The sequence below is a fragment of the Hyphomonas johnsonii MHS-2 genome, assembly GCF_000685275.1.
In the GTDB taxonomy this organism is placed as follows: domain Bacteria; phylum Pseudomonadota; class Alphaproteobacteria; order Caulobacterales; family Hyphomonadaceae; genus Hyphomonas; species Hyphomonas johnsonii.
In genome coordinates, this window is the sequence record NZ_ARYK01000001.1 from 914,492 (window position 1) to 941,218 (window position 26,727).

General features: G+C 60.0%; 25 protein-coding genes. 10 read left to right on the forward strand and 15 right to left on the reverse strand.

All coding sequences use genetic code 11. The features are described from left to right. The first annotated feature begins 191 nt into the window (after positions 1–191). A complete protein-coding gene (locus HJO_RS04295; protein ID WP_035613815.1) occupies positions 192–1,721 on the forward strand; it encodes an amino acid adenylation domain-containing protein in 1,530 nt (509 codons plus the stop codon). After that, positions 1,721–2,878, forward strand: a complete 1,158-nt coding sequence (locus HJO_RS04300; protein ID WP_035613818.1) for an acyl-CoA dehydrogenase family protein — start codon at positions 1,721–1,723, stop codon at positions 2,876–2,878. Before HJO_RS04295 ends, HJO_RS04300 begins: the two co-directional genes overlap by 1 nt. 71 nt (positions 2,879–2,949) lie before the next feature. Here HJO_RS04300 and HJO_RS04305 read toward each other — a convergent pair whose 3' ends face one another. Both HJO_RS04305 and HJO_RS04310 read right to left on the reverse strand, forming a co-directional pair. Continuing rightward, on the reverse strand, positions 2,950–3,996 hold the full coding sequence (locus HJO_RS04305; protein ID WP_051618168.1) for a glycosyltransferase family 2 protein: 1,047 nt from the start codon (positions 3,994–3,996) through the stop codon (positions 2,950–2,952). Next, on the reverse strand, positions 3,993–5,282 hold the full coding sequence (locus tag HJO_RS04310) for a glycosyltransferase (RefSeq protein WP_035613820.1): 1,290 nt from the start codon (positions 5,280–5,282) through the stop codon (positions 3,993–3,995). The genes HJO_RS04305 and HJO_RS04310 overlap by 4 nt, the downstream gene beginning before the upstream one ends. 167 nt (positions 5,283–5,449) lie before the next feature. Between HJO_RS04310 and HJO_RS04315 the strand changes: the two genes are divergently transcribed. Together HJO_RS04315 and HJO_RS04320 are read left to right on the forward strand one after the other, a co-directional pair. Next, positions 5,450–6,658: a glycosyltransferase family 2 protein gene (locus tag HJO_RS04315; protein ID WP_051618170.1), complete on the forward strand. Its 1,209-nt coding sequence runs from the start codon at positions 5,450–5,452 to the stop codon at positions 6,656–6,658. After that, positions 6,658–8,196: a lipopolysaccharide biosynthesis protein gene (locus HJO_RS04320; protein WP_035613822.1), complete on the forward strand. Its 1,539-nt coding sequence runs from the start codon at positions 6,658–6,660 to the stop codon at positions 8,194–8,196. Before HJO_RS04315 ends, HJO_RS04320 begins: the two co-directional genes overlap by 1 nt. Here the strand turns inward: HJO_RS04320 and HJO_RS04325 are convergent. After that, positions 8,145–9,164, reverse strand: coding sequence for a glycosyltransferase family 2 protein (locus HJO_RS04325; protein ID WP_051618172.1), 1,020 nt, complete (start codon positions 9,162–9,164; stop codon positions 8,145–8,147). The genes HJO_RS04320 and HJO_RS04325 overlap by 52 nt on opposite strands. A 61-nt stretch (positions 9,165–9,225) precedes the next feature. Next, complete coding sequence (locus HJO_RS04330) at positions 9,226–10,041, reverse strand: SDR family NAD(P)-dependent oxidoreductase (protein ID WP_035613824.1); 816 nt, start codon at positions 10,039–10,041, stop codon at positions 9,226–9,228. 182 nt (positions 10,042–10,223) lie between these two features. On the opposite strand from HJO_RS04330, the gene rpsD reads away from it, so the two are divergent. Then, positions 10,224–10,841: a 30S ribosomal protein S4 gene (rpsD, locus tag HJO_RS04335; RefSeq protein ID WP_035613825.1), complete on the forward strand. Its 618-nt coding sequence runs from the start codon at positions 10,224–10,226 to the stop codon at positions 10,839–10,841. Positions 10,842–10,916: 75 nt separating this feature from the next. Then, entirely contained in the window at positions 10,917–11,744 is an 828-nt protein-coding gene (locus HJO_RS04340) for a polyphosphate kinase 2 family protein (RefSeq protein ID WP_035613827.1), read from the forward strand. On the opposite strand, the gene HJO_RS04345 is transcribed toward HJO_RS04340, so the two are convergent. From HJO_RS04345 to rimO, 3 genes are all read right to left on the reverse strand, one after another. Beyond that, on the reverse strand, positions 11,741–12,373 hold the full coding sequence (locus tag HJO_RS04345; RefSeq protein WP_035613829.1) for a GIN domain-containing protein: 633 nt from the start codon (positions 12,371–12,373) through the stop codon (positions 11,741–11,743). The two genes, HJO_RS04340 and HJO_RS04345, sit on opposite strands and share 4 nt — an antisense overlap. 21 nt (positions 12,374–12,394) lie before the next feature. Then, positions 12,395–13,324, reverse strand: coding sequence for a GIN domain-containing protein (locus HJO_RS17540; RefSeq protein WP_051618174.1), 930 nt, complete (start codon positions 13,322–13,324; stop codon positions 12,395–12,397). A 106-nt stretch (positions 13,325–13,430) separates the two neighbouring features. Beyond that, positions 13,431–14,768: a 30S ribosomal protein S12 methylthiotransferase RimO gene (gene rimO / locus HJO_RS04355; RefSeq protein WP_035613830.1), complete on the reverse strand. Its 1,338-nt coding sequence runs from the start codon at positions 14,766–14,768 to the stop codon at positions 13,431–13,433. Between the two features lie 172 nt (positions 14,769–14,940). Between rimO and HJO_RS04360 the strand changes: the two genes are divergently transcribed. Together HJO_RS04360 and HJO_RS04365 are read left to right on the forward strand one after the other, a co-directional pair. Continuing rightward, the gene (locus HJO_RS04360) at positions 14,941–15,198 is read left to right on the forward strand and encodes a hypothetical protein (RefSeq protein ID WP_035613832.1); all 258 of its coding nucleotides are present in this window, start codon (positions 14,941–14,943) and stop codon (positions 15,196–15,198) included. Between the two features lie 74 nt (positions 15,199–15,272). Further along, positions 15,273–15,665 (forward strand): hypothetical protein, encoded by a 393-nt coding sequence (locus tag HJO_RS04365; RefSeq protein WP_156945412.1) that lies wholly within the window; start codon positions 15,273–15,275, stop codon positions 15,663–15,665. A gap of 2 nt (positions 15,666–15,667) precedes the next feature. Here the strand turns inward: HJO_RS04365 and grxD are convergent, their stop codons facing one another. Together grxD and HJO_RS04375 are read right to left on the reverse strand one after the other, a co-directional pair. After that, positions 15,668–16,006 carry a Grx4 family monothiol glutaredoxin gene (grxD, locus tag HJO_RS04370; protein WP_035613835.1) on the reverse strand — a complete coding sequence of 113 codons (339 nt, stop codon included), beginning with the start codon at positions 16,004–16,006 and terminating at the stop codon, positions 15,668–15,670. 80 nt (positions 16,007–16,086) lie between these two features. Then, on the reverse strand, positions 16,087–17,955 hold the full coding sequence (locus HJO_RS04375; RefSeq protein ID WP_035613837.1) for a M2 family metallopeptidase: 1,869 nt from the start codon (positions 17,953–17,955) through the stop codon (positions 16,087–16,089). 141 nt (positions 17,956–18,096) lie between these two features. Here HJO_RS04375 and HJO_RS04380 point away from each other — a divergent pair, with 141 nt between their 5' ends. Continuing rightward, positions 18,097–18,603, forward strand: a complete 507-nt coding sequence (locus HJO_RS04380) for a DUF1993 domain-containing protein (RefSeq protein WP_051618260.1) — start codon at positions 18,097–18,099, stop codon at positions 18,601–18,603. Here the strand turns inward: HJO_RS04380 and HJO_RS04385 are convergent. After that, positions 18,600–18,839 (reverse strand): BolA/IbaG family iron-sulfur metabolism protein, encoded by a 240-nt coding sequence (locus HJO_RS04385; protein WP_035613839.1) that lies wholly within the window; start codon positions 18,837–18,839, stop codon positions 18,600–18,602. The genes HJO_RS04380 and HJO_RS04385 overlap by 4 nt on opposite strands. A 79-nt stretch (positions 18,840–18,918) precedes the next feature. Here HJO_RS04385 and HJO_RS04390 point away from each other — a divergent pair, with 79 nt between their 5' ends. Then, the gene (locus HJO_RS04390) at positions 18,919–19,914 is read left to right on the forward strand and encodes a M28 family peptidase (protein ID WP_051618176.1); all 996 of its coding nucleotides are present in this window, start codon (positions 18,919–18,921) and stop codon (positions 19,912–19,914) included. Here HJO_RS04390 and purL read toward each other — a convergent pair. Genes purL through purQ form a run of 5 tightly spaced genes read right to left on the reverse strand, consistent with a single transcriptional unit; the run spans position 19,911 to position 26,681 of the window. Next, positions 19,911–22,220, reverse strand: coding sequence for a phosphoribosylformylglycinamidine synthase subunit PurL (gene purL, locus HJO_RS04395; protein WP_051618178.1), 2,310 nt, complete (start codon positions 22,218–22,220; stop codon positions 19,911–19,913). The two genes, HJO_RS04390 and purL, sit on opposite strands and share 4 nt — an antisense overlap. Positions 22,221–22,267: 47 nt before the next feature. Next, positions 22,268–23,452 (reverse strand): DUF3089 domain-containing protein, encoded by a 1,185-nt coding sequence (locus tag HJO_RS04400; RefSeq protein WP_035613841.1) that lies wholly within the window; start codon positions 23,450–23,452, stop codon positions 22,268–22,270. A 39-nt stretch (positions 23,453–23,491) separates the two neighbouring features. Then, positions 23,492–24,502, reverse strand: a complete 1,011-nt coding sequence (locus tag HJO_RS04405) for an adenosine deaminase (protein WP_035613843.1) — start codon at positions 24,500–24,502, stop codon at positions 23,492–23,494. Continuing rightward, a complete protein-coding gene (locus HJO_RS04410; RefSeq protein ID WP_051618182.1) occupies positions 24,495–25,967 on the reverse strand; it encodes a tetratricopeptide repeat-containing sulfotransferase family protein in 1,473 nt (490 codons plus the stop codon). The genes HJO_RS04405 and HJO_RS04410 overlap by 8 nt, the downstream gene beginning before the upstream one ends. A gap of 45 nt (positions 25,968–26,012) precedes the next feature. Then, positions 26,013–26,681: a phosphoribosylformylglycinamidine synthase subunit PurQ gene (gene purQ, locus HJO_RS04415; protein ID WP_035613845.1), complete on the reverse strand. Its 669-nt coding sequence runs from the start codon at positions 26,679–26,681 to the stop codon at positions 26,013–26,015. Positions 26,682–26,727: the final 46 nt, after the last annotated feature.

Sequence of the window (26,727 nt, forward strand, 5' to 3'; positions counted from 1 at the left end):
GCAATGTGCCGGATTGACCCGAACGTGTAACATGGTGACGTCCGCAGGCAACAACGGGGCCAATCTGCCCTGTGCGAACTTGCCGGGGTGGGAGTAGACCAGCAACGAGGCTTGCCTGTGGCGCCTCGGGAGTGCTGGTACGATTCATGCTTTAGGATAGGTTTCGAATATACGGTAGAGTGGGGACAATCATGCGTCTGGAAGAACTTGTGTCAAATTCGGCCCGCCGGACACCCGGGGCCGTCGCAGCAATATCTTCGGCGGGGCAAACCATTACCTATGCGGGATTGGACGATCACTCTGATCGTGTGAGCGCGGCGTTGCGGGCCTTGAATGTACAAGCCGGCGACCGGGTGGGCCTGTGCCTCCGTAAAACGATCAATGCGCTGGGCGCGGTGTTCGGAGTCCTGAAGGCAGGGGCTGCTTACGTTCCGGTGGACTACAGTGCGCCTGCCGAACGGAATGGCTATATTTTTTCCAATTGCGCGGCAATGGCGATCATTGTCGAACGCGCGGTCGCGGATGAATTGCAGGCGAAGCTTGAAGGTGGTCCCTGGGCCATGCATGAGTTTCCCATGGCGGGCGAAGAGCCGGTGGACTTTGTTGTCCTGGCCCGTGACCGGGCGCCTGAAGACCAATCCGGGCTTGTCGAAGGCCTTGCCTACATCCTCTACACATCCGGTTCGACAGGGCAGCCGAAAGGCGTGATGCATTCGCACAAAACCGCACTCGCTTTTGTGGATTGGGTCTCGGACGAGTTTCAGCCGGTCGCGAGCGATCGATTCAGCTCCCACGCTCCGTTCCATTTCGACCTGTCAATCCTGGACATCTATGTCCCGCTGAAGCATGGCGCCTCCGTCGTGCTCATCAACTCGGAAACCGGCAAGCAACCTGCGCGCCTGCCGGAGCTGATAGAAAAGCATCGGATCACGATCTGGTATTCGACGCCGTCAATACTTCGTCTGATCGTTGACTTTGGCAAACCCGAGACGCGGGATTGCTCATCGCTACGCATCGTGAATTTCGCAGGCGAGGTTTTTCCGACCAAACATCTGCGCGGATTGATGGGGATCTGGCCCAAGCCGGTCTATTACAACCTCTACGGCCCGACCGAGACAAACGTCTGCACCTTTTTCAAGGTCCCAAGCCAGATACCGGATGACGCCGATTACGTGTTGCCCATCGGCAAGGCTTGCTCAGGGGACACGCTCCTCGTTGCCGAGCCGGACAACACGCCTGTCTCGCCAGGGTCACAAGGTGAGTTGCTGGTAAGCGGCAGTTCGGTGATGTTGAACTACTGGAAACTGCCGGAGCACAATTCAGCGGCCTTCACGGACGTGGACGGCATTAAGTGGTATCGCACCGGCGACATCGTGATGGAACTGGCATCCGGCGACATCAAGTTCGTCGGGCGGCGCGACCGCATGGTGAAGCGCCGCGGGTTCCGGGTTGAACTCGGCGAAATTGAAGCAGCGCTACACAAGCATCCTTCCATTCCCGAAGCGGCCGTTCTGGCTGCCGACATGGGGGAAGCCGGGCTCGAGATCCGCGCTTACTATGTTTGGTCGGATGAAGCCCCGCCATCGCTCCTCAAACTGAAAAAGTTCTGTTCGCAGAACCTGCCTTACTACATGGCGCCAGACAAATTCGTCTGCCTGCCCGAACTACCCAAGACGTCGACCGACAAGGTCGACTATCAGCGTTTAAAGGAAATTGCATAATGGACTTCAGCTTCAATGCCGACCAGCGCGCATTGCGCGATCAGATCATCAAGTTTGCGCGAAAGGAATTGAATCATGACGTCGTGGAACGTGACGCGGCGAAGACGTTCCCACGTGATCTCTGGCTGAAGTGCGGGGATATGGGCCTGCAAGGCCTCACTGTACCTGAAGAATTCGGCGGCGCGAATCTCGACTCCCTGACGACGGCAATTGCGATTGAGGCGTTGGGCTACGGATGCGAAGACTCCGGTCTCGTATTCGCAGTCTGTGCGCACCTGCTGGCATGTGTGACTCCCATCTGGAAGTACGGGACGCAGGAGCAGAAGGAGCGTTACCTGCCGGATCTTTGCAGCGGTCGCCGTATCGCGGTGAACGCGATGACCGAACCGGAAAGCGGCTCGGACGCTTTCAATATGCGCACCCGTGCCCGGCGAGACGGCGATGATTACATCATCAACGGCGTCAAGACTTTCAGCTCGAATGGTCCGATCGCAGATGTCGCCGTCGTCTATGCCCGTACCGACGACACAAAGGGATATCTCGGCGGCATCACAGGTTTCCTCGTCGACAAAGGCACGCCGGGTTTCATGCCGGGACAGGCCTTCGACAAGTCTGCCCTTCGCACTTGCCCAATCGGAGAGCTGGTGTTCGAGGACGTCAGAGTGCCGGAGAGCGCCATAATCGGGAAGGTGGGCGCGGGTGGACCCATCTTCAATCAATCGATGGAATGGGAGCGGACATGCCTCGTCGCGGCGCATCTTGGCAAGATGGAGCGCCTTCTTGAGAAGTCGATCGACTATGCCAAGACGCGCTCTTCCTTCGGTAAACTGATCGGCCAGAACCAGGCAGTGTCACACAGGATCGTGGACATGAAGGTGCGCCTGGAAGCGGCTCGCCTGTTGACCTACCGGGCCGCCATGCGCCTTGAGACATCGAAGGCTGTGGGCCTCGATGCATCCATGGCCAAGCTCTTCACGAGCGAAGCCCTGTTGGAAACGGCCATTGATACTGTGCGGGTTCTGGGCGGCTACGGCCTGATGACCGAGTATGGTGCTGAACGGGCGCTACGGGATGCAATGGCTGGTACCATCTATTCCGGCACCAACGACATGCAGCGCAACATCATTGCCGGCTGGCTCGGCCTGTCCAGCATGTAGCGCGCGCCCCCTCGTTACCGGTTCCGGCCAGACGGTCGTGAACCGGTGCGATCGGGATGGCTCATGCGAGCCTAGACTTTACGACTGTCCCAATTGGCCGTCTGGGCGGCCTGCTGGTTGCCCAGACGCGTTCCCATCGCCTTGATCGCGGGAAGCAATGCAATAGTGGCCAGGCTCTGGACCTTGTGGCTGTGCCCGATCAGCGGCAGCTTTCGAACCAGAGGGCGCACGACCCCGTCGCGGTAACGCCAGGTCATCAGCTTCTCATATTTCTTGAAGTATGGATCGGACTCCAGCCCCCATTTCGTCCGGAAATGGTCGAGGCTTTTGCGCTGCCACGCTGGCGACCAGCGAAGAATGAACAGCTTGCGATCCATGGGCTCCACAGGGTGTGTGCGATCTGGATGGCAGAATGTGACAATGGACGAAGGCTCGAGCATGATGCGGCCGCCGTTTGCCCAGACCGTGACGCTGAAATCCACATGGTCCTTGGAGCACGGCATGTTCTCGTCGAAGTCGCCGAAGCGTTCGAATACGTCACGCCGAACGAGAATGCAGTGGACCTCGCAGACCTGGGTTTCGGTGCGCGACAATTCCACTTCGTCGACTCGTTTACCCTGATGGTTCAGGTGCTTGTCGGTGAGGCGGTGAGCTTCGGCCGGACCATTGAAGAAAGCATCGAGGTCGTCCGTAAAGTTCCCGCCAGCCTGGTGAATTTCGGTGTGGAGTGGAACGCCCTGGCAAAGCAGTGGCTGGACGACCTCAGCACCCGTCTCATCCGCACATTTAATGAGGGCTTCCAGCCAGCCTTCCGACGCCATCACGTCATTTTCAATGAAAGCGACATACTTAGTCTGCGCGAGATGGTGTCCCCGGTTGCGTGATTGGCAAGGGCTGAGGAAGTGCTCGAACCGCTCGTAACGAAAGCTGTTTTCCGCGCAGATGCGTTCCAATTCGGATGCGACTCTGGTCGGGCTGCCCGCGTCGATATAGATCAGTTCGAAAGGCGGCTTCGTGACAGCGACAAGATTTTCCAGCGCCCGCACCGCCAGGCTGAAACGGTCGCGGGCAGTCACGATGATGGTGACATTGGGCTGGCTCGGTGTTGAATCGGTCATGTTGCGATCATCCTCAAGGCGTTGTTGTTAACAGGTTCGGCGTTGTCGTTGGCGCGCGCCAGGCATTTCTCATAGTGGCTGACAAGCTTGTCGGTACACTTGTCGAGGCCGTACATGTCTTCGACCTTGCGCCGGGCACGCTTGACGATTGCCGGCCAGGCTGACGGGGCAGCGGTCAGGCGCTCGATTGCGGCACACAGGCTTGAGACGTCGGCCTCATCGGCCATCGCCCCGGTCTCTCCCTCGATGACGAGTTCCGGGATGCCACCATGGTACGTCGCGATGACGGGGCGTCCAATTGCCATGGCTTCCTTGAGCGTATTGACGGGTGCGTCCTGGCCGCCTGTTGCGCTCGTCATGGAGGGTGCAAGGAAGACGTCTGTGCGCCGGATGAAATCTGCGATTTCGGAGTGTGTGCGGGCGCCGTGAAACCTGACGGATTGGCCAAGCCCGAGCGCGTGTGCGAGGGCTTCCAGTTCCGCACGCATGGCGCCGTCCCCTACGATGTCGACGTGTATGCGCGCCGACGACTGCGCCGAGAAGCTGGCGAGTGCGCGCAGGGCTACATGAAAGCCTTTCCGTTCAATCAGACGTCCGACCATGAGAAATCGCAATGCGTTCCCGGCAGGTGGCGACGCAGGCTCAAACGGGAAATTCTCCAACCGGATTCCGGAACCGATCACTTCGATACGGTCACTCGGGCATCCGATCGCCACAGCACGGTCTTTGAAATAGTCACAGTTGGCGATGAAGCTCGCCGCTTCGTCCCAGACGTGGTCATAGACCTGCGGGCCTACTGCATCGACGGTTTCCGTAATGTCATAGCCCCGGAAATTGACGACGATGTTTCCCGACAGGAATCCCGCCTTTCGATGCTTGATTACGTCTTCCGCCAATGTCGCAAACTGGCAATGGAGGATGTCATAAGCACCCGGCCCCTCGATCGCGCTTGCCTGATAGACTGCAGAAAGGTCGGCGAATGTCCGCCGGTAAATGGCCGGGCGAAGGCGCCGAAGTGAGGAAAGTCCCCCATTCTTTGATATTTTGCTTAGCGCCGAAGGGAGTTCGGCGAGCCGTCCGGCACGCGAGCGCGGCCAGCGGGCATTAAAGGTGTGGGCGTCCATTTCATCAATTGCTGCCGCTTCGACGGAGCAGCCCGTCGGCTGAACGTTTCCAAGCCCGAATATGTCGACAGAATGTCCTGCGTCCATCAACGCAGCGGCACTGTTGGCGATGAACGCCTCGGACATCATCGGAAAGGCATTGACGAAGAACGCGATTTTCATTTTCGACCGGCGCTGTGTTTAATGAGAGGTTTATATCGTTGCATAATGTTCTGGATCCCGACTTGGCGCGCTAATTGCTTCTGTCAGACAGAGCAATTCTGGTGCCATGCTCCGGCGCGGCGATCTGGCCGAATCGGCACTGACAGACTGAAACATCAGGGGGACGCATGCCAAATAACGACGTGACTGTCCTGATTCCGACCTTTAACCGATCGGCATTGCTCGTCGAGAGCCTTGAGTCCGTGCTCGCACAGACCCGGCCAGCACATGAAATCATCGTTATAAATGACGGCTCCACCGACGACACGCTTGACGTTTTGAAGCCCTATCAGGGGAAGATCCGCGTTATTTCTAAGTCAAATGGTGGCAAGGCATCGGCCTTGAACCTTGGCATGCGACACGTGAGCGGTGGCCTGGTCTGGATATTCGATGATGATGATATTGCTTCGCCGAACGCCCTTGAGGTTCTAGTTGGCATGCTTGAGGCGAAACCAGGCGCGGATTTGGCCTATGGAAGACATGATCGCTTCAGAATAGACGGTTTCGGAAGGACTCGCAGTTTCGGGACCGGCTACTGGCGGACCTGCGGATCCGACGAATTCCTGGCAGAAACACTGGACGACATGTTTGCGCACCAACAGGGCATGATCGCCCGCAAGGAACTCTATGACCGGGTCGGAGCGTTCAACGAGGAGCTCATCAGGTCGCAGGACTATGACATGTTGATCCGTCTTGCCCGGGTGGCCACAACGGTGGCGACCAACGAGGTCGTGTTCCACCAGCGGCTTCACGATGGTATCCGAGGAACAGATTCAAAACCCGTTCCAGCCTCCAGCCGGGATTCGGCCTGGTCCAGTTTTGACAAGATCATTTTTCAGAAATGCTACCCGCAACTAAGGCTGCACGAGTACCTCAAGAAGGGGCGTTCGGACATGAATCCCGTCATGCACCGGCAGGCTCTGCTTCGCCGAGCGTCGGTCATGGCACGCAAGAAGCTTTGGAATCTGACACTGGCAGATCTGCGTTCGGCCGTCGCAACCAGTCAGGAACCATTGACGAAGGCAGAAATTGCCATACTCCGCGGCGCTTTCTCCTCAAAATACGGGTGCGAAGAAATCCTTCGGGATCCGAAGCTCATTGATGAACTCTGCAAGTTGGCGGCGACGTCGCCCGCAGCGGCGGAAGTCGTCGCCCCGTTGGCACGCGGCCTGAGATGGAAAGTGCGATCCGAGCTATTTGGAATGAAAATTTGGCGATCCGTCAGCTATTTCCTGATAATGAACAAATTGCGGAAGGCCGCCTCGAAGGCTTCCCGTGATTTCAACCCTGAGCCTGCCTCACTGGGGCGGTCCATTCGACGATTTGGGTCCTTGTAATGTCACAATCCTTGCTTCGACGCGCTGGCAAAGCCGTCATCCTCAACGCTCTGGGTAACTGGATCGGATTGATCGGTGGCATGCTGTCGCTCGTATTCATTGCTCGAATCCTGTCGCCGATGGATTTTGGCATCTACGGCATGACGCTGGTCGTATTTGCGATTCCGGAGATTTTCGCCTCGGACAGCCTGAATGACTCGCTCATCCAGCGCCCGGACCTGCGAGACGGGCACGTCAACTCGATTTTCATCCAATCCCTGGTTCTCGCCTTCATTTTCTGGGGCGGTGTCAATCTGCTTGCGCCACTCATTGCCCAAGGGTTCGATGAGCCGGCGCTGGCGCCGATGATCCGGATGTTTTCCATTGTCCTCTTCCTCGGTGCGCTGACTTCGGTTCCCTCCGCACTTCTGCAGCGAGATCTCCGCTATCGAGAGATCACCATCGTGGACGTTATCGGCACGATATCTGCGGCCGTGATCGGTGTGACCCTCGCAATATTGTTGAAAAGCGCCTGGGCACTGGTCTTCATGGAAATATCGCGCCGGGTCATTCGCCTGGTCGCTTTTGCGATACTCGCCAGGTGGCGGCCTTCGTTTCAATCGACCTGGGTCGAGACACGCGAATTGACCCAGTTCAATTCCAGGAACGTTCTTTCCAAACTCGTACTTGCGGTGGACCAGGCACTGCCGCGGGTATTCATCGGTGGTGCATTGGGGCCGGCTGCTTTGGGTATGTACAACATGTCGGTGCGGATGCTGGACCAGGCACGCGCCGCGCTTGTCACGCCGTTCGCCGCCGTCTCGCTGCCGGTTGCATCGCAAGCCCAGAACGACTTGCCAACGCTGCATCGTGCGATGGAGGGCGCAATGCGCCTCGCCGCACTCGTTGTCTATCCGGCATTCATTGGCGCTGCAGTGATCGCGCCGATCGCTGTGCCTTTCGTGTTTGGCGGGCAGTGGGTACCTGCCGTAACCGTGATCCAGATTTCCCTGCTCAGCGGCATCCGCGCGCCTACGTCAGCCTTCAATACAGGCGTGCTGAACGGTGTGGGCAGGGTCGACTGGACGCTCAAGATGTTCACCACAGGTCTCGCCCTTTCGGTCGTGTTTGTCCTGGCGACGATCCAGTTCGGCCTTGAGGCTGTTGCTCTGGCGCTGCTGGTGAAGACATTCCTGATCTGGGCGCTCGGTGCATACGCCGTCAAATCGGTGATCGGATTCCCGATGCACCGCCAAGTCGTTGCAGGTTGGCAGGCATTGGTCGCATCCTTCGCCATGGGGGCAATTGTATGGCTCTGCATGCATCAGCTGCCAGTGGCGATGGAGCCGCTGGTCAAGTTGGCGATTCTGGTTCCCCTCGGGGCGCTGGCCTATATCGGCATTCTGGCAATCCTGATGCCGAGGTTGGCCCTGCGTGCCGTTCAGGCATCGACGATGATCGTGCAGGGGCGCAGGCAGGAAGCCATCAGTCTGGTGAAGAGTGCGGTCTATGCAGGCTCGCAACCGCCTGTTGCTGCAAGCAACGCGGCTACGCCCTGATCCAGGGCGTGTTCTCCGCCGGCTGAACTCGGCACCGGTTCCAGGCCAGCCAGGTGACGGGCCGTGCGCAGTATGAGCGCGCCCATGACTTGCGGAGGCACGGCAATAACAGCGAGTGCGCCAGTGAGGTTACGGTCCCGCTTCATTTCGATCAGGTGCATCCAGGCCCATTGCTTGTGGGCAAGCGTTTTGTGTTCGGCAACGGCCTTGCGTGCATCCGGACTTAGGTCGGGATGGCGCAACAGCTCGATGTCCCGATCCAGGATTTTCCTGAGGTCACTGGCCGCATATTCTTTCGACAGGGAATTGGGGTAGTCCACGGAGAAATATCCGCAGGGATCCACGACGCCGAACCTGGCCCCGGCCACAAGGGCGCGGGCATACAGGTCGTAATCTTCCGACAGGCGCATGCTCTCATTGTAGGAAATGGAGTTCGAACGGAGGAAGCCTGTCCGCATGATCGGCTTCAGATATCCAAGTTCCCGGCGGCTTCCGGTGTATTTGTCGATGTTCTCGCGTGCGAACCGCGCGAGATCGAGCTCTACGAGACCGATCGGCTGATCTGACCAGAGGCGTGAACCTCGTTTCGGGTCGGGGCCTGGATCGACCCGTATCAGGTCATCTGCCAGGAAGTCGAAATGCTTGTCTTCGGCAATCTCCAGCAAGCGTCGCAGCCGATCCTCATGCATGAAATCATCGCCATCAAGGATTGCGATCCACTCCGTCTCGACCATTGATATCGCCCGATTGCGGGCGGCTGACGGTCCGCGGTTCTGAGGTTGGATCAGCAGGGCAAGATTGGGCTCGCTGGCCGCCAGGACCTGCACCTTTGGTACGGTTTCATCGGACGAGCCGTCATCGACGACGATGACCTGTGTCGGCACGGTCTGGCGCAGCGCACTGAGAATTGCTGCCTCAATGGTCGCCGCATTGTTGTAGCAGGGTATGACGACTGTGATTTCAATCATGACTTGCCCACTACATGCCGTTTGCCAACCGTGGCCGTGGAGATTGCAAAATTCGCGCCCGTTACGCCATCATCGCCCCATCCACGACGTGTTCCTGCCCGGTAATGTAGCTTGAGGCATCACTCGCCAGGAACACGATCAGATTCGCAACTTCGTCAGGTCGTCCTGCGCGCCCCATCGGTGTCGATGCCAGTGCAATCGCTTCAGCGCTGATGGCATTGGCTCCCGCCTGCAATTGCATCGCTTCCACTTGTTCTGCCGGCAAGCCGTCCATCATGCCGGTGATGGACTTCTGCCAGATCGGCGTATCGATGATGCCGGGATGGACAGAGTTTACCCGGATCGGAAGGCCCAAACGGGCACATTCGACAGCCGCGGCCTTCGTGAACAGCCGGACGCCGCCCTTGCTCGCGCAATATGCGCCGAGGTTCGCCGAGCCGCGTAGCCCCGCGACCGACGAAATGTTGATGATGGACCCGCCGGTCTTCTGCATTTCGCGCATGGCTGCACGCGTACCAAGGAATACGCTGTCCAGATTGACCGACATCTGCTTTTTCCAGTCAGCGAGGCTGAATTCCATGATCGCGCCGCCGATCGCGATGCCGGCATTGTTCACAAGGATTGACGCAGCTCCCAATTCAGTCCGGCAGAGGCCCATTATGGCGTCCCAGCGCGCTTCGTCGGTAACGTCCTGAACGGCCGCGTGGGCGGTGCCGCCTGAGCCGGTGATCAGCGTTGCAGTGTCCTTGGCGCCAGCTTCGTCCAAATCAGTCGCAAGGACTGACGCGCCTTCTGCCGCCAGGCTGACCGCGGCCGCCCGGCCAATGCCGCTCGCAGCGCCGGTAACGATCGCGACGCGCCCCTCAAGTGATGCCATGTTGTGCTCCCGTGAATATTATCTGCAGCCTCGCTGCTGCTGCAACAGGGGCACGGCTTGACGCTGCCGTCAATTTGGTGTTTTACCCGCCCCTTATCTACGGGGTGGTGCGGAGCCGCCGTTGAAATCGTGGGCGTGATCGAACATCGCCCACCGGCCCGCGCTGAAAACGAGGTACTACCATGTCACGTCGCCACAGCGCGAAGTACAAGATCGACCGTCGGGTCGGCGAAAATATCTGGGGCCGTCCGAAGTCTCCCGTCAACAAGCGTAACTACAAGCCTGGACAGCACGGCCAGAACCGCCGCAGCAAAGTGTCCGACTTTGGTATGCAGCTCATGGCGAAGCAGAAGCTGAAGGGCTATTACGGCGATATCACCGAGAAGCAGTTCTCACGTGTGTACGTCGAAGCCAGCCGGATGAAGGGCAACGCAGCCGAGAACCTGATCGGCCTGCTCGAATCACGCCTTGAAGCGTTCGTGTATCGCGCGAAGTTTGTTCCGACGATCTTTGCCGCCCGCCAGTTCGTCAACCATGGCCATGTCACGGTCAATGGTCGTCGTTGCAATATTGGATCGGCTCGCCTGAAACCGGGTGATGTGGTCCAGATTCGCGAAAAGTCGCGCAACATTGCCCTCGTACTCGAAGCGCTCGGCAGCCCGGAACGCGACCTCCCGGAATACGTGGACGTTGACCCCAAGGCGATGTCGGCGACGTTCGTCCGCGTGCCGGAACTGGCCGACGTGCCCTATCCGGTCCAGATGGAACCGGCGCAGGTGGTCGAATTCTACTCGTCCTGATGCACTTGTTTTTCTTGTAGTTTTAGAAAGGCCGCGCCAGACTGGAGCGGCCTTTTTGTATTTGGAGCCTCCCACATGCCGATACCCAGCATCAGCCAGGTGCGCCGCACACTTATCGTCCCGCATGGGAAGCCGTTCGACCTGGCCGCGCGGGACACAGGTGACCGGTCCCTGTTCGAAGACAAGGAAAATGCGAAAACCAGCCTGAAAAAGGACGCGGCGGTCATCAATGAATTGAAGGACAGGCTGTACGCCGGGAAGAAGCGGTCGGTCCTCGTGGTGCTGCAGGGAATGGACACTGCCGGCAAGTCCGGGACGATCAAGGGCGTGTTCGCCGACACGACGCCCCTCGGCATGGAAGTCAAGGCGTTCAAGGCGCCAAGTACGAACGAACTCGCCCGCGATTATCTCTGGCGCGTCCATGATGCAGTGCCGCGGAAAGGCCATATCGGCATTTTTGACCGGTCCCACTACGAGGACGTCCTGGTCGTCAAGGTGCGGGGGTTCGCTCCACCTGAAGCGATTGCCGAGCGCTACGCCCAAATCAATGCCTTCGAAAAGCACCTCACCGAAAATGGTGTTGTCATCGTCAAATGCATGCTGAACGTTGGCTATGCAGAGCAGGGCATCCGGCTCCAGGAGCGCCTGATCGAACCGCACAAGCGGTGGAAATTCAATCCGGCCGATCTGGAAGATCGTGCTTTGTGGTCAGACTTCATGGCTGCCTATGAGACGGCCTTGTCACGGTGTTCCACACGCCATGCCCCCTGGTACGTGATTCCGTCCGACAGCCGTTCCCGGCGAAACGCCATGATCGCGCGGCTGGTACGCGGCGCGCTGGAAGACATGGACCTTGAATGGCCGGACCCGGGTCACGATGCCGGCGACTTCACGATCGTCTAGTGGAAATTCGTCGAGCCGCCTGAAACCGGGTTGTTGGCTTCCCGGTCAGCCGGATTGCCATAGATGTCGACCGAACCGCCGCTGGATGTATGGCTGTGGGCTGCTTCACTGGCATAGGCGCTGGCTGACCCACCGCTGCTCGCATTCGCGGCAACTTTCCGGCATTCGACCTTTCGAGCCTGTGCATTGCCGCCGGAATTGGCAACAATCTTCATCGACCCGCATTCGCCATCTGCAATGATCGAGGCGCCACTGGATGCATCAATGGTCAACAGCTCCGCCGCCAGTCCGCTTGCCTTGATGCTGGATCCGGAGCTCGCTTCGATTTCCCGAAGCGTCGGCGCCGAGATGCGGACTTTGGCTTTAACGTCATGGCGCCAGTTTCTCATCGTCTTCTGGGATACGAAAAGGCGCTTGCCGTCCTGGCGGAGCTTCATGTCGTCCGGACCGCCTTGTTCGAACTCGATCTCGACCGAATATTCAGGCGCGGCAACGAACGTGACGTCGACCCCTGCCGAGATGTCGAGCTCGTCAAAACCGGAATAGTTGTAGGTTTCCGTTGTGCCCGCGAGGGCATGCAGGGGGGCGAGGAGGGCGAGGGTGAGGGCCGCTAGGAGTGGCTTGCGCATGCTGGACGTCCTTGTCTTGGGTTAGCCGTTGAAGTCGATATCGCCGCCGCTGGATTCCTGGACATCGCGAGAGGCCGGGTTGCCGTGCACGGAAATATCCGCGCCACTTGATGCGCGGGCCTTGACGGAACCTGAAAGCGACGTGGAGATATCGGCGCCGCTGCTGGCCTGGATGTCACCCGAGACGCAGTCGAGATCATCCGCTTCGACGTCGGCGCTCGAGGACGCCGAGATATTGATGTCCTTGCACGTGCCGCTGATGATGACGTCAGCGCTGGACGATGCATCGATCACGACTTGCGCGGTGTTCGCGGCGGTCACCTCGACATCCGTGCTGGATGAGGCCTCAAGGTCCAGTGATCCACCGCCGACGGCGGCCCTTATGTCCGAGCTGGACGACGCATCCAGCGTCAGGGACTCCGCAAGAAAGGCGCTGGCGTCGAGGTCGCCGCTGGACGATCCGCGCAGGTCTGCCGACGCGGCAGTTCCCGAAAGCGAGAGGTCGGCACTGGATGAGACAGACCCCGAAAAAGCGTTGCTGGCGATCCCCGTCGCGTCGAGGCGGGCGGACTGGGACGCAGCCGCGCCGTCCAGCGCCGGCGCGGTGACGCGCACGGTGTAGGTCGGGACCCGCTTGCCGTTGATCTTGATGATTTTCCGGCCGTTCTTGACGTTGACCGAGACGTTTCGTGCCCAGCCTTTCTTGTCGCGGAGGCTGTTGCGGCCGAGGTTTAGCTCGGAGCCCTCCTGCTCGATGTAGATATCGCTGAAGTCGCCGTCGTCCTGTTCGACGATAATCGAGGGCACCGGGCCGGTCTGGAATTCGACATCAATCGGACCACGGGCATTGATGGATGAAAAATCACCCGCAGGGAATGACTTGGTTTCGGCGAGGGCCAGCGGTGCCAGGAGGGCGGTCGTGGCCAGCAGGGTCAGGACAGGTTTCATCATGATGAGGCTCCAGTTCGATCTGGCGCCACTAAATATATCGAATTACGATATGTCAACATATTGTTTTTCAATATGTCAAAAATCGAAATGAAACAGGGCCCTGAAATCAGGCGGGCGCGCCGTAGAGGTCGTAGGCGTCGGAATCCGTGATTCTGACTGAAACGATATCGCCGGCTTTGAAGTTGGCGGCGCCGGTCAGGTGAACAATGCCATCAACTTCCGGGGCGTCTGCCTTGGTGCGGCCGATCATTTCGCCCGGTTCGTCACCGGGGCCGTCCAGGATGACGTCCTGGAGGGTGCCGACCTGGCGCTTTGCGCGGTCGGCGGAGACCTCGGCCTGCGTTTCCATGAAGCGCTCCCAGCGGGATTGCTTGACCTCGTCCGGAACGTGCCCAGGCAGGGCGCGACTGTCGGCGTGGGCGACGTTTTCATAACGGAAACAACCGGCGCGGTCGATTTTGGCCTCGCGGACAAAGTCGAGCAAAATTTCGAAATCCTCTTCGGTTTCGCCCGGGAACCCGACAATGAAGGTCGACCTGATGGCAAGATCCGGCACATCCCGACGCCATTGCTGGATGCGTTCAAGGACGCGGTCCTGTTTGGCGGGGCGCTTCATGGCCTTGAGGACATTTGCCGAGGCGTGCTGAAACGGGATGTCGAGATAGGGGGTGATCAGGCCTTCGGCCATCAGGGGGATGACCTGATCGACGTGGGGGTAGGGGTAGACGTAGTGCAGGCGTGTCCACACGCCGAGGCTGCCGAGGCCCTTCGCAAGATCAAGGAAGCGAGTCTCATAGGCGCTGCCTCGCCATGTTTCAGGCTTGTAGCGCACATCGAGGCCGTAGGCCGACGTATCCTGGCTGATCACCAGGAGTTCCTTTACACCGGCGCGGACGAGTTGCTCTGCTTCGGTGAGAACATGGTGGATGGGGCGGGAAACCAGGTCGCCGCGGAGTTTCGGGATGATGCAGAAACTGCAGCGATTGTTACAGCCTTCGGATATTTTGAGGTAGGCATAGTGGCGCGGCGTGAGGCGCAGGCCAGCTTCCGGAACGAGGTCCATGTGGGGGTTGTGTGGGGGTGTCAGGTGCGTGTGGACCGCCGCCATGACGTCTTCGTACTGATGCGGCCCGGTAATGGCGAGCACCTTGGGATGGGCCTGCTCGATCACATCGGGTTCAGCGCCGAGGCAGCCGGTGACAATCACCTTGCCATTCGCCTCGATGGCTTCACCGATCGCTTCCAGGCTTTCGGTGCGCGCACTGTCGAGGAACCCGCACGTGTTGACCAGAACCAGGTCTGCCCCGGCATAGTCGGGCGCAATCTGGTACCCTTCGGCGCGCAGGCGGGTAATGATCCGCTCGGAATCCACAAGCGCCTTCGGGCAACCTAGCGAGACGATGCCGACTTTCGGCGCGGAAGTGCGAGTTGTGGTGATGGTCATGGCGCGCGCTTTAGCACATCGGAACGGGTTTGCGAGCGGCTTGTATCAGCCGCCATGCCTGTTCGAACGGCTAACCGGACGTAAACAGGCGCGCTGAAATTCTGTCGACCTGCTTTTTCTAACCAAAACCCAAGCCGTGTAGGGTGATGGCTGGAGGCGGCAGGAGGAATTCATGGCTTGGTTCGGCACAGGCATTCTGTATTGGCTGGCTTCGGCCGTGGGCCTGTATCTGGTGGTCTACGTGCTGCGCCAGTGGCGCAAGTCGGCGCGGGCCTGCTATCCCATGCCGTTCCGCCGGCGCAAAGGATACCTGATGGGCCTGTTGTTCAGTGTCAGCGTGATGATGGTGCCGCTCGGCCTGAGGCCGGACTCTTGCGCTGGATGCATCGACAGTGCATACGCAGTCCCGGACGGGATATCCCGGAACTGAAGCGCGTGGCCCGCCGGCTGCGAAACCCCGTCGAATCTGGTAAGGTGTGCGCCTGACTGCGGGGGGACACGCCAATGACGGACAAACCTGATTTCAGGAAATTGAGGCGCCTGCAGTTGATCGCCCTGTTGGCGGGCCTGGTTGTTTTCGGCGTGTCACTTTGGCTGATGGGGCAATTGCACCGGCCGGAATTGGCACCATTCGTCATGTGCTTTGCGTTCGCGAGCATCACATTCAGCGGCCTGTTCTATTTCGGCGCGCTGCTGACAGAGGGCTCGCTGCAGAAATACATCCTGTCCGACGATACGGTCATCAAGGGCGAGTCCGTGGAAATGGTCACGCGAACCGAGACGACCGGCGATCCGCGGATCGACAAGTGGATCGGTACCTACGCCTTCGCGCGCAACCTGTTTGGTATGTCGATTATCCCGCTTGTCCTGCTCGCGGGCCTGTTTCTGTTCGGGTGAAGTCAGGCGGCTTCGATTGCGACGCCCTGTTCGGTAAAGAAATCGCGGAGTTCGCCGCTTTCGAACATTTCCTTGACGATGTCACACCCGCCGACAAATTCACCCTTCACATACAGCTGGGGAATGGTCGGCCATTGCGAGTAGACCTTGATGCCTTCACGCACGGCGGCGTCTTCCAGCACATTGGTCGATACGTATTCGACGCCGAGATAATCGAGCATCTGAACGACGACCGACGAGAATCCGCATTGCGGGAAGGTGGGCGTGCCCTTCATGAAAAGCACGACATCGTTTGATTTGACGGCTGTTTCGATAGCATCGAGCGTGGTCTGGTCAGTCATGTTGAGGTCCTGGATAGCGCATTAGCCAGACATGTGTGGTGCGGAGCGGCCCGCGTCAAGCAGGCCGCCCCGCTGTGCGACTATTCGACTGCAGGTGCATCCCACCCGCAGGTCTGGTCCTTGGTCTCTTCCTTCAGGTAGGTCATCAGCGGATCGAAATACTCGACAATTGCGCTGCCATCCATCTCGCGTGTGCCCGTGAACGATTCCAGAGCATCAGGCCAAGGCTTCGATGCGCCCATTTCCATCATCGCGTTGAAGCGCTGGCCGACTTCCTTGTTGTTGTAGATCGAACAGCGGTGAAGCGGGCCTTCCCAGCCAGCCTGCTCGCAGGCTGCTTTGTGGAACTGGAACTGCATCACGTATGACAGGAAGTAGCGCAGGTAAGGCGTGTTGCCTGGAATGTGGTACTTCGCGCCCGGGTCGAATGCGCCGGCGGGGCGTTCGCCTGGGGGCACGATGCCCTGCAGTTCGAGGCGTTTCGCCCACCATGCGTCATTGTAGTCTTCCGGTGCGGTCTTGCCCGACAGTACATCCCAGCGCCAGCCGTCGACTGTGAGCGCAAATGGCAGGAAGGCGACCTTCTTGAGGGCGACGTTGAGAAGGAGCGCCGTGTCAGCGTCTGCTGGCGGCATTTCGCTCTCATCGATCAAGCCGATCTGCTTAAGGTATTCAGGGGTGATCGACAGCCCGATGAAATCGCCAATGGCTTCGTGGAAGCCGTCATGGGCTCCGTCCTTATAGAGGAAGTCCTGATCCTTGTAGGCGCGCTGGTAGAAATTGTGTCCGAGTTCATGATGGACCGTGTCGAAGTCTTCCTCATTGACCTCGGTGCACATCTTGATCCGCACGTCGTCCATGTTGTCGACATCCCAGGCCGAGGCGTGGCAGACCACTTCGCGATCCTCGGGCCGGGTGATCATCGAACGCTCCCAGAAGGTTTCTGGCAGCGGCGCAAAGCCGAGTGACGTGAAAAACGCCTCGCCGGTTTTCACCATCCGGATCGCGTCATAGCCCTTTTCGCCGAGACGCGTGGTGAGATTGTAGCTTGGACCGGGTGTGTCCGTCTTCACGACGTCATAGATCGCGGCCCAGTCCTGGGCCCACATGTTTCCGAGCAGGTCGGCCCGGATCGGCCCTGTAGCAGGCTGGACATCGTCGCCGTATTTTTCATTGAGCTTCATGCGCGTGTAGCAGTGCAGCTCTTCATAGAGTGGTTCGACCTGGCTCCAGAGCCGGTCAACTTCCTGTTCCATCTGTTCCGGTGCCATGTCGTAGTTCGACAGCCACATCTGGTCGAGGCTTGGATAGCCGAGTTCCTGCGCCCCTTCATTGGCAATCTCGACCATGCGGGCATAAGGCGCCTTCATCGGCGGCGAAACCGTTCGCCAGCCTTCCCAGACGGCCTTGAGCTCTTCCGGATCGCGCGACGTTTCAATGATCGTCGACAATTCATCAAGCGTCAGGTCCTTGCCCTTGTAGTTGAACTTGCCGGTGCCATACGTGGCGTCCAGGTCGGTGGTGATCTTTGACAATTCGTCGGCCGCTCCGGGTGTCGAGGGCGCGGGGATCGTGATGCCGCTGCGCAAGCGCTGCATCTTGCGCGCGAGTTCCGGCGGCAGCGTGTCGATGTCGAACTGCTTGGACTCGTTGGCCAGGGAAACGGCCAGTTTCGTCGCTTTGGCGCCGGCTTCGGCTGCCGCAGCGTTGGTCTCATCCGTGATGTTCGTGGCCTGGGCCCAGAAGACCAGGCTCGCTTCGTCAGACATGTCCGACAGTTCCTGCTCCGCGCGCGCCATGAAGGCGGTGGCGTCAGCAACCTGATCCGCTTCAGGCGGTGCTTCCGTAAGTGTGGTCGTTGTGACGTCGACTGCTTCCTTGGGGGCGGCGCAACTGGCGAGCGCGATGGTCAGCGCAATGGCGCTCGTGGCGAGTGAAAGACGCAACATGGGTTCCTGTCTCCTTGAATTTGCTTTGTCCTTTCGTGGCAGTTTCCGGCGGCAGGCGTCAATCTCTGAACGGAGAAAAGAATGATTGGTTCTTTCAGGGTTCAGGCTCTATGTATGCGCCATCGAATGGAGTCTCCCGACATGAACGATACGCTGTCCTACGTCCTGAAAACATCGACGAACCAGATGCTTGGCGCAATGCGCGCCAATCTCAAGAAAGCGGAAGCGCATGCCCGCGCCACGGATGTCGAAGACGCTGTGTTCCTCGCCGCCAGGCTCTATCCCGACATGCTGCCGATGGGCCGTCAGGTTCAGATTGCCTGTGACAATGCCGCGCGCGGGGCAGCGCGCCTGTCTGGTGTGGACCTTCCGGAGTTTCCCGACACGGAAACGACCTTTGCAGAGCTGATGGCGCGGTGCGATGCGGCGCTTGCATTCGTCAACTCGACGGATGACGCGAAGATCAATGCAAGCGAAAGAGAGACTCTCCAGATCCCGCTTGGCCCGCAAACCGTGCCGATGGAGGGGCGCCAGTACCTCACATCGTTCGTCCTTGCGAACATGTTCTTCCATGTATCAATGGCGTACGGCCTGTTGCGTCATCAAGGCGTTGTACTTGGCAAACGGGACTTCCTCGTCGCCAGTTAAGGCGCAGACGGCGCCCTCGTCTTCAGGGCGAGGGCGTGCAGTTCGCCGCCCATCGTGCCCTTGAGCGCGGCATAGACCAGCTGGTGTTGTTTCACCCGCGTCAGGCCGGAGAACTTCTGGCTGACGATTTCGGCCTGCCAGTGATTGTCGTCGCCGGCGAGATCAGTCAGCGTGATCTCGGCATCCGGAAAGGCGTCAGTCAGGTATCCGAGCAGATTGTCGCGGGTCATCGCCATGGCAGCGTCTCCTCAATTGAGCTAGGCAAATGGGCGCAGGCTCGTTCAGGGTCAAGCTCGGAGAACGGACACCGCGGCAATGAACAGCAGGAAATCGTGGATCGTTACAGCATTCCTCGGTCTTGCCGCCGTGCTTATCGGCGGGGTCCTGTTGTCGCTCGACCACGAGAGCGAAGCGCCAAGCCTCGTCCAGTACCAGGCGCATTATATCGACGCCGGGGCCATGCTGCGCCTGACCGAGACGCTGTCCAGCGACGCGCTGGAGGGCCGGGCAACGGGCACGCGCGGCAATGAAGCGGCGCGCGATTTCATTCAGAAGCGCTTCGAGACCCTGGGCCTGAATCGGTACGGCACCAGTTTCATTCACCCGTTCACGGCAATGCCCGACGCAGATGACGCAATGCCTGTGAATGGTGCCAATGTCGTCGGATGGATCGAGGGCGACAGTGATGGCCCGGCGCTGCTCATCACGGCGCACTATGATCATCTCGGAATCATCGATGGCGAAATCTACAATGGTGCAGACGACAACGCGTCCGGGACGGCAGCGCTTGTCGCCCTGGCGCACTATTTCTCGCACCACAAACCGGTGCACGACATTGTCTTCGTAGCACTCGACGGAGAGGAGGTCGGGCTGCTCGGAGCCCATGCTCTCGTGGCAGATTCAAGCGTGCCGATGGGGCGCGTCGCGCTGAATCTGAACTTCGACATGGTCAGCCGGTCGGACGCTGGCGAGCTTTATGTCGCAGGGCCGTTCCATTATCCGTTCCTGTTGCCCCTGGTCGAGCGTGTCGCGGCAGAGGCACCAGTGATGGTGATTCCCGGCCATGACGACCCTGCGCTTGGCGTGCAGGACGACTGGACGACGCAATCAGACCAGTCGGTCTTCCGTGACATCGGGATTCCATTCCTGTTCTTCAGCGTGGAAAACCACGCCGGCTACCATCAGCCGAGCGATGACTACGTGAACATCACGCCAGATTTTTTTGCGCGGGTGGGCGATACGCTTGTGATGGCGGCGCTGGCAGCAGATGCCGAACTTGATGTGATTGCCGGTGAGACGGCCGGCGACTAGTCGACCTTGTTCATGTAGCCCGGAAGCCAGCCTTCGTGCGCGCTGCGTAGTTGTGCGAGCGAAACGCGGATTGCCTCTCCGGCACGCACGTTGGTCGAGAACGTGATCTGGCCGTTGGCGCCATCGGTCTCGACGCTGCCGATCATCAGGACGGGCACGTCGGCCCGTTCATCCGCCATTTCGTGAAACCGGTTCTCCTGACCCGCTTTCACGGCGAGCAGGTAGCGGCCCTGGTCCTCTCCGAACAGGAACGGGATCAGGTTGCCCCCGGTGCGGCCGAGACGCTCCATGCCGACATCGAGAGTCAGGCCATGACCCGAACCAAGCGCAAGCTCGGCGGCGGCGCATGCAAGCCCCCCATCGCTGAGATCGTGAACGGCGCTCACGACACCACTCTGGATCAGCGAGCGCACGAACGCGCTGTGACGAATCTCGGCTGCCAGGTCAACCGGCGGCGGTGCGCCGAGTGCCTCGCCGGTGAGGCCGAGTTGCTCGCGCGCGTAGAGGCTCGCGCCCATATGCCCCTCGGTGCTGCCCACGAGCACGAGAATGTCGCCGGGCTGTGCGCCGCGCAAAGTTGCAACATGGTCAAGATCTTCGATGAGGCCGACACCGCCGACGACGGGCGTTGGTGGAATGGCGACGCCATCAGTCTCGTTGTAGAGTGAGACGTTGCCGGACACGACAGGGAAGTCGAGCACGCGGCAGGCTTCCGCCATGCCTTCGATCGCTTTCACGATATAGCCCATTGTCGCGGGCTTTTCGGGATTGCCGAAATTCAGGTTGTCGGTGATCGCAATGGGCGTTGCGCCAACTGACGAGAGATTGCGATAGGCTTCCGCCACCACCTGCTTGCCGCCTTCATACGGATCGGCCGCAACGTAATGCGGGTTGCAGTCGGAACAGATGGCGAGCGCCTTGTTCGTGCCGTGAATGCGGACGATGGCCGCATTTCCCATGCTCTGGCTGCTGTCGATCGTGTCGGCCATCACGTGGCGGTCATACTGTTCCCAGATCCAGCGTTTGGAGGCCATGTCAGGGCAGGACATGAGTTTCTCAAGGATGGCGCCAGGGTCTTCCGGTGCCAGGTATTTCGAGATGTCGAGCGCCGCACGCCTGGGTGGCTCAACCCATGGCCGGTCGTAATTGGGCGCATCTTCGGCGAGCGGCGCGACCGGGATATCGCAGACGACCTGGCCAAATTGCGTGAGCACGAGGTGGCCGGTATCGGTGGTTTCGCCGATGACTTCGGCCGAAAGATCGTACTTGTCGAAGATGGCCTTCGCCATGTCGATCTTGTCCGGGAAAAGCACCATGAGCATGCGCTCCTGGCTTTCCGACAGCATGATTTCGTAGGCGGTCATGCCCTCTTCACGTTGAGGTACCTTGTCGAGGTCCATGACCACGCCAATGCCTTCGCCGTTGACGCCGCCGCTGGCTGCCATTTCGACGGACGATGATGTGAGGCCAGCCGCACCCATGTCCTGAATGGCCTGGATGGCATCGGTTGCCATCAGCTCGAGGCAGGCTTCGATCAGAAGCTTCTCCGTAAACGGATCGCCGACCTGCACGGTCGGGCGCTTCTCTTCGTCACCCTCGGAGAATTCGGCAGACGCCATGGTCGCACCGTGGATTCCATCCCGACCGGTCTTGGAGCCGACATAGAAGATGGGGTTCCCGGCGGTGGCACCGCGCGCATAGAAAATCTTGTCCTGGTCGGCGATGCCAACGGCCATCGCGTTGACCAGGATGTTGCCATTGTAGCCCGCATCGAACTGGGTTTCGCCCGCGACCGTAGGTACGCCGACGCAATTGCCATAGCCACCAATGCCCGCGACAACGCCCGCAACGAGGCTGCGGGTCTTGGGGTGGCTCGGGTCGCCGAAACGCAGGGCGTTGACCAGCGCAATCGGCCGTGCGCCCATCGTGAACACGTCGCGCAGGATGCCGCCGACACCGGTCGCTGCGCCCTGGTAGGGCTCGATGTAGGACGGGTGGTTGTGACTCTCCATCTTGAAGATGGCGGCCTGACCATCGCCGATGTCGATCACGCCGGCATTTTCGCCGGGCCCCTGGATGACGCGGGCGTTTTTGGTCGGGAATTTCGACAGGTGCCGCCGGGACGACTTGTACGAGCAATGTTCCGACCACATGACGGAATAAATGCCGAGTTCAACGAGGTTCGGCTTGCGCTCAAGGCGCGTGACGAGGCGTTCCCACTCGTCGGCCTTGATGCCGTGTTCGAGGCCCTGAGGCTCGTCCTGGGTCGCTGTCAGGTGGGCGAGTATCGTGGATTTATCTGGCATTCGGGCGCTTTAGCCGCAAAGCGCCCGAGTCGCCAGCCCGATTGTGCTTACTCGGCCGTTTGGGCGGCCTGCCACGCGGCACCTTCAGATTTGGCCAGGTCGACGAGATTTCCCATCGCCAGGTTCATGTCGACGAGATGGAGGCCCCAGTCAGCGACAACTTTGCCATCGAACACGAGATCGCCGGGAATGTCGTCGGCGCGCGGGTCAGCGGGGTCGGCATTGATCGATACCGCCAGCCAATCATGTGTGTCGTTGGATTGGCATTCGGCCGTGAGGAGGCCGGGCAGCGTAACAAAGGGCGTATCGACGGCGACGCCATAATCGTTGGGCATCATACGTCCGAAGCTTTGGCGGGGCATGAAGGCCCTCAAACTACCCTTACCGGCACCGAGGCCGGCTGGATTGGTACAAACGGCGCGTTTGCCGTCCTGGGCCTTGCCAAAAAAGGAATCAACCGACGGCGGCGTGGGTTCGCGGAAACTGGCAAAGCTGACGAGGCAGCCAGTTTGCGCCTCAGACGTGCAGACCGGCAAGCCGGATGCCAGGCCGGTGGCGGGATCGACGACTGTTTCGTAGCCGATGGCGTGGACCGCGACGAGCTTGTCCATGGCGGGAGACCCGACAATATCCTTTTCCAGCATTTGGTAGATCATGCTGGCACCCTGGGAGTGGCCGACCAGCAAGACACCGCGCCCCTTGTTCTCGTTGGCGAGATAGGTGTTCCAGCTGGTGATGACGTCTGAATAGCGCATCTCGTCATTCGCAGCTGTCTGGCCGGTCATCATCTGCTTCTGCAATTCGAGCAGCGTGGTTTGCCGGTACATCGGCGCGAATAGACGGCACGCTTCACCGTAGCGGGCGAACTGGTTGGCCACGACGTTGAGCTCTTCCGGCCCGGCATTCGTGTCACTGTTGGGTGTCGTATCGAATGAGACGGTAGGATAGATGTAAAAGCAGTCAAATGCGGGTTCGACGGCTGGTGTGAACGCAATGGGTGTGGTCGTACCATCGGCCGCAACGGCCGTCGCGGAGAGATCTATCGCACAGGCGTCATTTGCCTTGTCCGGGTGGCACAGCCAGTTTGCCATGTCGGCATAATCAGTGTGTTCGAAATCCGGAGCTTCAGCGGCTGCCGGTTCAGGCGCGGGCGCGTCTTCAACCGTCACCGCATCTCTGGAACAGGATGACAGGACGAGTACGGCAGCGCCGAACATCAGCGTTCTCAACATGGGCAGTTCCTTGAGTTTTCTGTTTGGCGAGGAGTGCTGTCAGATTCCGAGTGCCTTGTCGATTTCTGAAAGGTGGCGGGCCTTGTCTGCGTCGTTGAGGAAGGCGCCGGTGAAGCTGTTGCGGGCCAGTTGCACCAATTGATCGTCAGACAGGTCAAGGGCGTCCGCTATGGCCTGGTAATTCTGGTTCACGTAGCCGCCGAAATAGGCCGGATCGTCGGAATTGACGGTCACCAGCAAGCCGGCCTCAAGCTGGGCCTTGAGGGGGCTCTCCTTCAGGTCGCCAATGACGCAAAGCGAGAGATTGGAAAGGGGGCAATTCGTGAGGGGGATCTGCGTGTCACGCAGCGCGGCAACAAGGGCAGGGTCTTCCATCGAGCGGTTGCCATGATCGAGACGGTCGATGCCGATGTCCAGCAGAGCCTCACGCACGTAATCTGGCGGGCCCTCCTCTCCAGCATGCATGCACAACTTGAAGCCCAGTCGGCGGCATTCGGCGAAGAGGCGCTCGAATTTCAACGGCGGATGGCCGACTTCGGAACTGTCGAGGCCGACACCGACAAACCTGTTGTGCCACGGCCTGGATTCTTCCAGCAAGGCGAAACCGTCCTCTTCGGAGAGGTGGCGCAGGAAGCTCATGATCAGTTTCGACGTGATACCGAGTTCCTTTTCGCCGCGCTCCAATGCGCTGAGGATGCCGTCGGTGACGGTTCCGAAGGCAACGCCGCGTTCCGTGTGGGCCTGCGGGTCGTAGAACATCTCGACATGGCGCACATTGTCGGCTTTGGCGCGGTTGAGGTAGGCCCAGGTGAGGTCGTGGAAGTCCTGCTCGACGCGCAACACGTTCATGCCCTGATAGTAAAGGTCCAGAAATTCCTGCAAGTTCGCAAAATTGTAGGCCGCCTTTGCCTGTGCCAGCGTCTTGAAGGGAATGTCGACCCGGTTGCGCTCGGCGATTGCCAGCATCATTTCCGGCTCGAAACTCCCCTCGATGTGCAGGTGAAGCTCGGCTTTGGGCAGCTTGGCGATAAGTGCGGCACGATCAGTCATTCAGGGCCTCCAGGAGCGGTCCGATGTGGGGTTGGTAGTTTCTCCAGCGACCGGAAGACCGGGTGTAGAGCGGCTCCCGGACTTGCCAGACACTTGCGGTCTTAACGGGAGCGCGACTGTTTTGGAAATCGAGACAGGCCGGGTCATAGGGCAGGCCAAGAAAATCGAGGACCTTGCGCACTTCGGACTCGGGTGCCGCCACCAGGGCGTCATAGTCGACATCGTGGATATTGTCCGGCGCGATGCGTTTCCAATGGCGCATGAGGCGCTGGTATGCGCGGTATTGATGCCCGAGATGTGCAAGGTCCGTCGCGTGGGCCTGGTCATGGCTGAGATGAAGGAAATAGTTCGACAGGCACGTGTCGCGCGCGTCGCGCACCGTGTGCAGGATGCGGGCGTCCGGAAACAGGCGGAGTATCAGTCCGATATGGACGTAATTGTCAGGGCGCTTGTCGGTGACGAGGCCGCTGGCCGCTGGCAGGCGCTGCCGCAGGCCGTCCAGGTATCTGGATCGCAGCGTCGTCGCTTGCGGCTCCGTGAGATCAGCAAGGCGGGCCGGGTAGGGCGCAAGATCGTGCCGCGCCATGCTGGACAGGAGTGGCAATTCCCCGGCGGTCGTAACGTCCGGATGGGCCGAGAGCACTTGTTCCAGCAAGGTAGAGCCTGACCGGAACTGGCCGAGAATGAAGACCGGCCTGATCGTATCAACCGGCCCGGTTCGACGACGCTCCGGTGGCGGCTGTTCGATAAGTTCGGCGACGTAGTCGTCGTGTTGTGATGGGATGTAGGCCGGGATGCCGTCAGGCCGCCCGGCGCTGCTGAGTCGGTTGGCACTGGCGTAGACTTCGAACGCCCGATCGTATTCGGCGGCCTGGTCAAGCAGGCGGCCGAGGGCGAACCCGACCGTGGCGCGCGTTTGGGGTGGCAGGTCCTGCCGCGAAAACGCCCTTTGCAGGCGGGCAATCAGCGGGTCATCGGCTGTTGCCATGCGAGTCGCGTTGGCGAGACGGGCGAGCGTTTCCGGTTCGTCAGGGTATTGCGCCAGGATTCCGGAATATTGCGCGATCGCTGCGTCGCGTTGCCCGAGGTCTTCCAGAGTATTGGCGAGGTTGAAGCGAGCCTGCACGTAACGCGGATTGGCAGCGAGCGCCGCGGCATAGCTGGCCTGCGCGCGTTCGGGATCCAGCAGGTCATCGGCATGGATGACACCCATGTTGAGGTGCACTTCCTCGGGCTGCCGGATGCCCCGCTTCAGTGCGCGGTCATAGGCCTCCAGTGCGCCCAGCGGATCACCGACACGGCGCAGCAACCAACCGAGGTTGTACCAGCTGTCGGGCAGGTCCGGCGCCCTCTTCAGCACCCAGCGATAGCCAGCGATGGCATCGTCGAACCGGCCCGCCTGCCTGGCCGCCGACGCGTCCGCGAGGCGCTTGGCGATTTTCGGGGGAAGGGAAGGGGCTGTCATTATTGACGCTGTCTTAGCGCCCGCTGCGGCTGCTGGCCAGTAAGGTCAGGCGGCGCTCATCAGGCTCTCGAACACACCCAGGCCGTCGTTACCACCCTCATGGCCACCCACTGCCCGTTCCGGGTGGGGCATCATGCCCAGCACGCGGCCATTTTCGCTGAGAATTCCGGCGATATCGCGGGCGGCACCGTTCGGGTTCTCGCCGGAGGCATAGCGGAAGGCGATGCGGCCTTCGCTCTCGATCTCGTCCAGCGTCTCATCAGAGGCAAAATAGTTGCCCTCATGGTGCGCGATCGGGAACGACACGGTGGGTGTTCCTGCATATGCGCTGGTGAAGGCCGTATTCGTACTTTCGATGGTCAGTGTCTGTGGGCGGCAGACGAAGTGGAGCGATGCATTCCGCATCAGCGCGCCCGGCAGCAGGCCCGTCTCGCAGAGGATCTGGAAGCCATTGCAGATGCCCAGAACGTAGCCGCCACGCTGCGCGTGCGCGACCAGCTGTTCGACCACAGGGGAGTTCGCTGCCATGGCACCGCACCGAAGATAATCGCCGTACGAAAAGCCGCCGGGAACCATCACGAGATCGGTTCCGGGCGGGATCGTTCCGTCCTTGTGCCAGACCATTGCGGGAGCCTGCCCGGTGACCCGCGCAAGCGCATCATGTGCGTCCCGGTCGCAGTTCGAACCCGGAAAGACGATAACAGCTGATTTCATGGCGCTCCTTTAGCAGGGAGTCGGTAAAAAAGGGAATAGTTAGTAT

What these genes read in the sequence shown, in the direction of transcription:
- HJO_RS04295 (WP_035613815.1), top strand. Translation starts at nt 192, where the DNA reads ATGCGTCTGGAAGAACTTGTGTCAAATTCGGCCCGCCGGACACCCGGG.
- HJO_RS04300 (WP_035613818.1), top strand. Translation starts at nt 1,721, where the DNA reads ATGGACTTCAGCTTCAATGCCGACCAGCGCGCATTGCGCGATCAGATC.
- HJO_RS04305 (WP_051618168.1), bottom strand. Translation starts at nt 3,996, where the DNA reads ATGACCGATTCAACACCGAGCCAGCCCAATGTCACCATCATCGTGACT.
- HJO_RS04310 (WP_035613820.1), bottom strand. Translation starts at nt 5,282, where the DNA reads ATGAAAATCGCGTTCTTCGTCAATGCCTTTCCGATGATGTCCGAGGCG.
- HJO_RS04315 (WP_051618170.1), top strand. Translation starts at nt 5,450, where the DNA reads ATGCCAAATAACGACGTGACTGTCCTGATTCCGACCTTTAACCGATCG.
- HJO_RS04320 (WP_035613822.1), top strand. Translation starts at nt 6,658, where the DNA reads ATGTCACAATCCTTGCTTCGACGCGCTGGCAAAGCCGTCATCCTCAAC.
- HJO_RS04325 (WP_051618172.1), bottom strand. Translation starts at nt 9,164, where the DNA reads ATGATTGAAATCACAGTCGTCATACCCTGCTACAACAATGCGGCGACC.
- HJO_RS04330 (WP_035613824.1), bottom strand. Translation starts at nt 10,041, where the DNA reads ATGGCATCACTTGAGGGGCGCGTCGCGATCGTTACCGGCGCTGCGAGC.
- rpsD (WP_035613825.1), top strand. Translation starts at nt 10,224, where the DNA reads ATGTCACGTCGCCACAGCGCGAAGTACAAGATCGACCGTCGGGTCGGC.
- HJO_RS04340 (WP_035613827.1), top strand. Translation starts at nt 10,917, where the DNA reads ATGCCGATACCCAGCATCAGCCAGGTGCGCCGCACACTTATCGTCCCG.
- HJO_RS04345 (WP_035613829.1), bottom strand. Translation starts at nt 12,373, where the DNA reads ATGCGCAAGCCACTCCTAGCGGCCCTCACCCTCGCCCTCCTCGCCCCC.
- HJO_RS17540 (WP_051618174.1), bottom strand. Translation starts at nt 13,324, where the DNA reads ATGATGAAACCTGTCCTGACCCTGCTGGCCACGACCGCCCTCCTGGCA.
- rimO (WP_035613830.1), bottom strand. Translation starts at nt 14,768, where the DNA reads ATGACCATCACCACAACTCGCACTTCCGCGCCGAAAGTCGGCATCGTC.
- HJO_RS04360 (WP_035613832.1), top strand. Translation starts at nt 14,941, where the DNA reads ATGGCTTGGTTCGGCACAGGCATTCTGTATTGGCTGGCTTCGGCCGTG.
- HJO_RS04365 (WP_156945412.1), top strand. Translation starts at nt 15,273, where the DNA reads ATGACGGACAAACCTGATTTCAGGAAATTGAGGCGCCTGCAGTTGATC.
- grxD (WP_035613835.1), bottom strand. Translation starts at nt 16,006, where the DNA reads ATGACTGACCAGACCACGCTCGATGCTATCGAAACAGCCGTCAAATCA.
- HJO_RS04375 (WP_035613837.1), bottom strand. Translation starts at nt 17,955, where the DNA reads ATGTTGCGTCTTTCACTCGCCACGAGCGCCATTGCGCTGACCATCGCG.
- HJO_RS04380 (WP_051618260.1), top strand. Translation starts at nt 18,097, where the DNA reads ATGAACGATACGCTGTCCTACGTCCTGAAAACATCGACGAACCAGATG.
- HJO_RS04385 (WP_035613839.1), bottom strand. Translation starts at nt 18,839, where the DNA reads ATGGCGATGACCCGCGACAATCTGCTCGGATACCTGACTGACGCCTTT.
- HJO_RS04390 (WP_051618176.1), top strand. Translation starts at nt 18,919, where the DNA reads ATGAACAGCAGGAAATCGTGGATCGTTACAGCATTCCTCGGTCTTGCC.
- purL (WP_051618178.1), bottom strand. Translation starts at nt 22,220, where the DNA reads ATGCCAGATAAATCCACGATACTCGCCCACCTGACAGCGACCCAGGAC.
- HJO_RS04400 (WP_035613841.1), bottom strand. Translation starts at nt 23,452, where the DNA reads ATGTTGAGAACGCTGATGTTCGGCGCTGCCGTACTCGTCCTGTCATCC.
- HJO_RS04405 (WP_035613843.1), bottom strand. Translation starts at nt 24,502, where the DNA reads ATGACTGATCGTGCCGCACTTATCGCCAAGCTGCCCAAAGCCGAGCTT.
- HJO_RS04410 (WP_051618182.1), bottom strand. Translation starts at nt 25,967, where the DNA reads ATGACAGCCCCTTCCCTTCCCCCGAAAATCGCCAAGCGCCTCGCGGAC.
- purQ (WP_035613845.1), bottom strand. Translation starts at nt 26,681, where the DNA reads ATGAAATCAGCTGTTATCGTCTTTCCGGGTTCGAACTGCGACCGGGAC.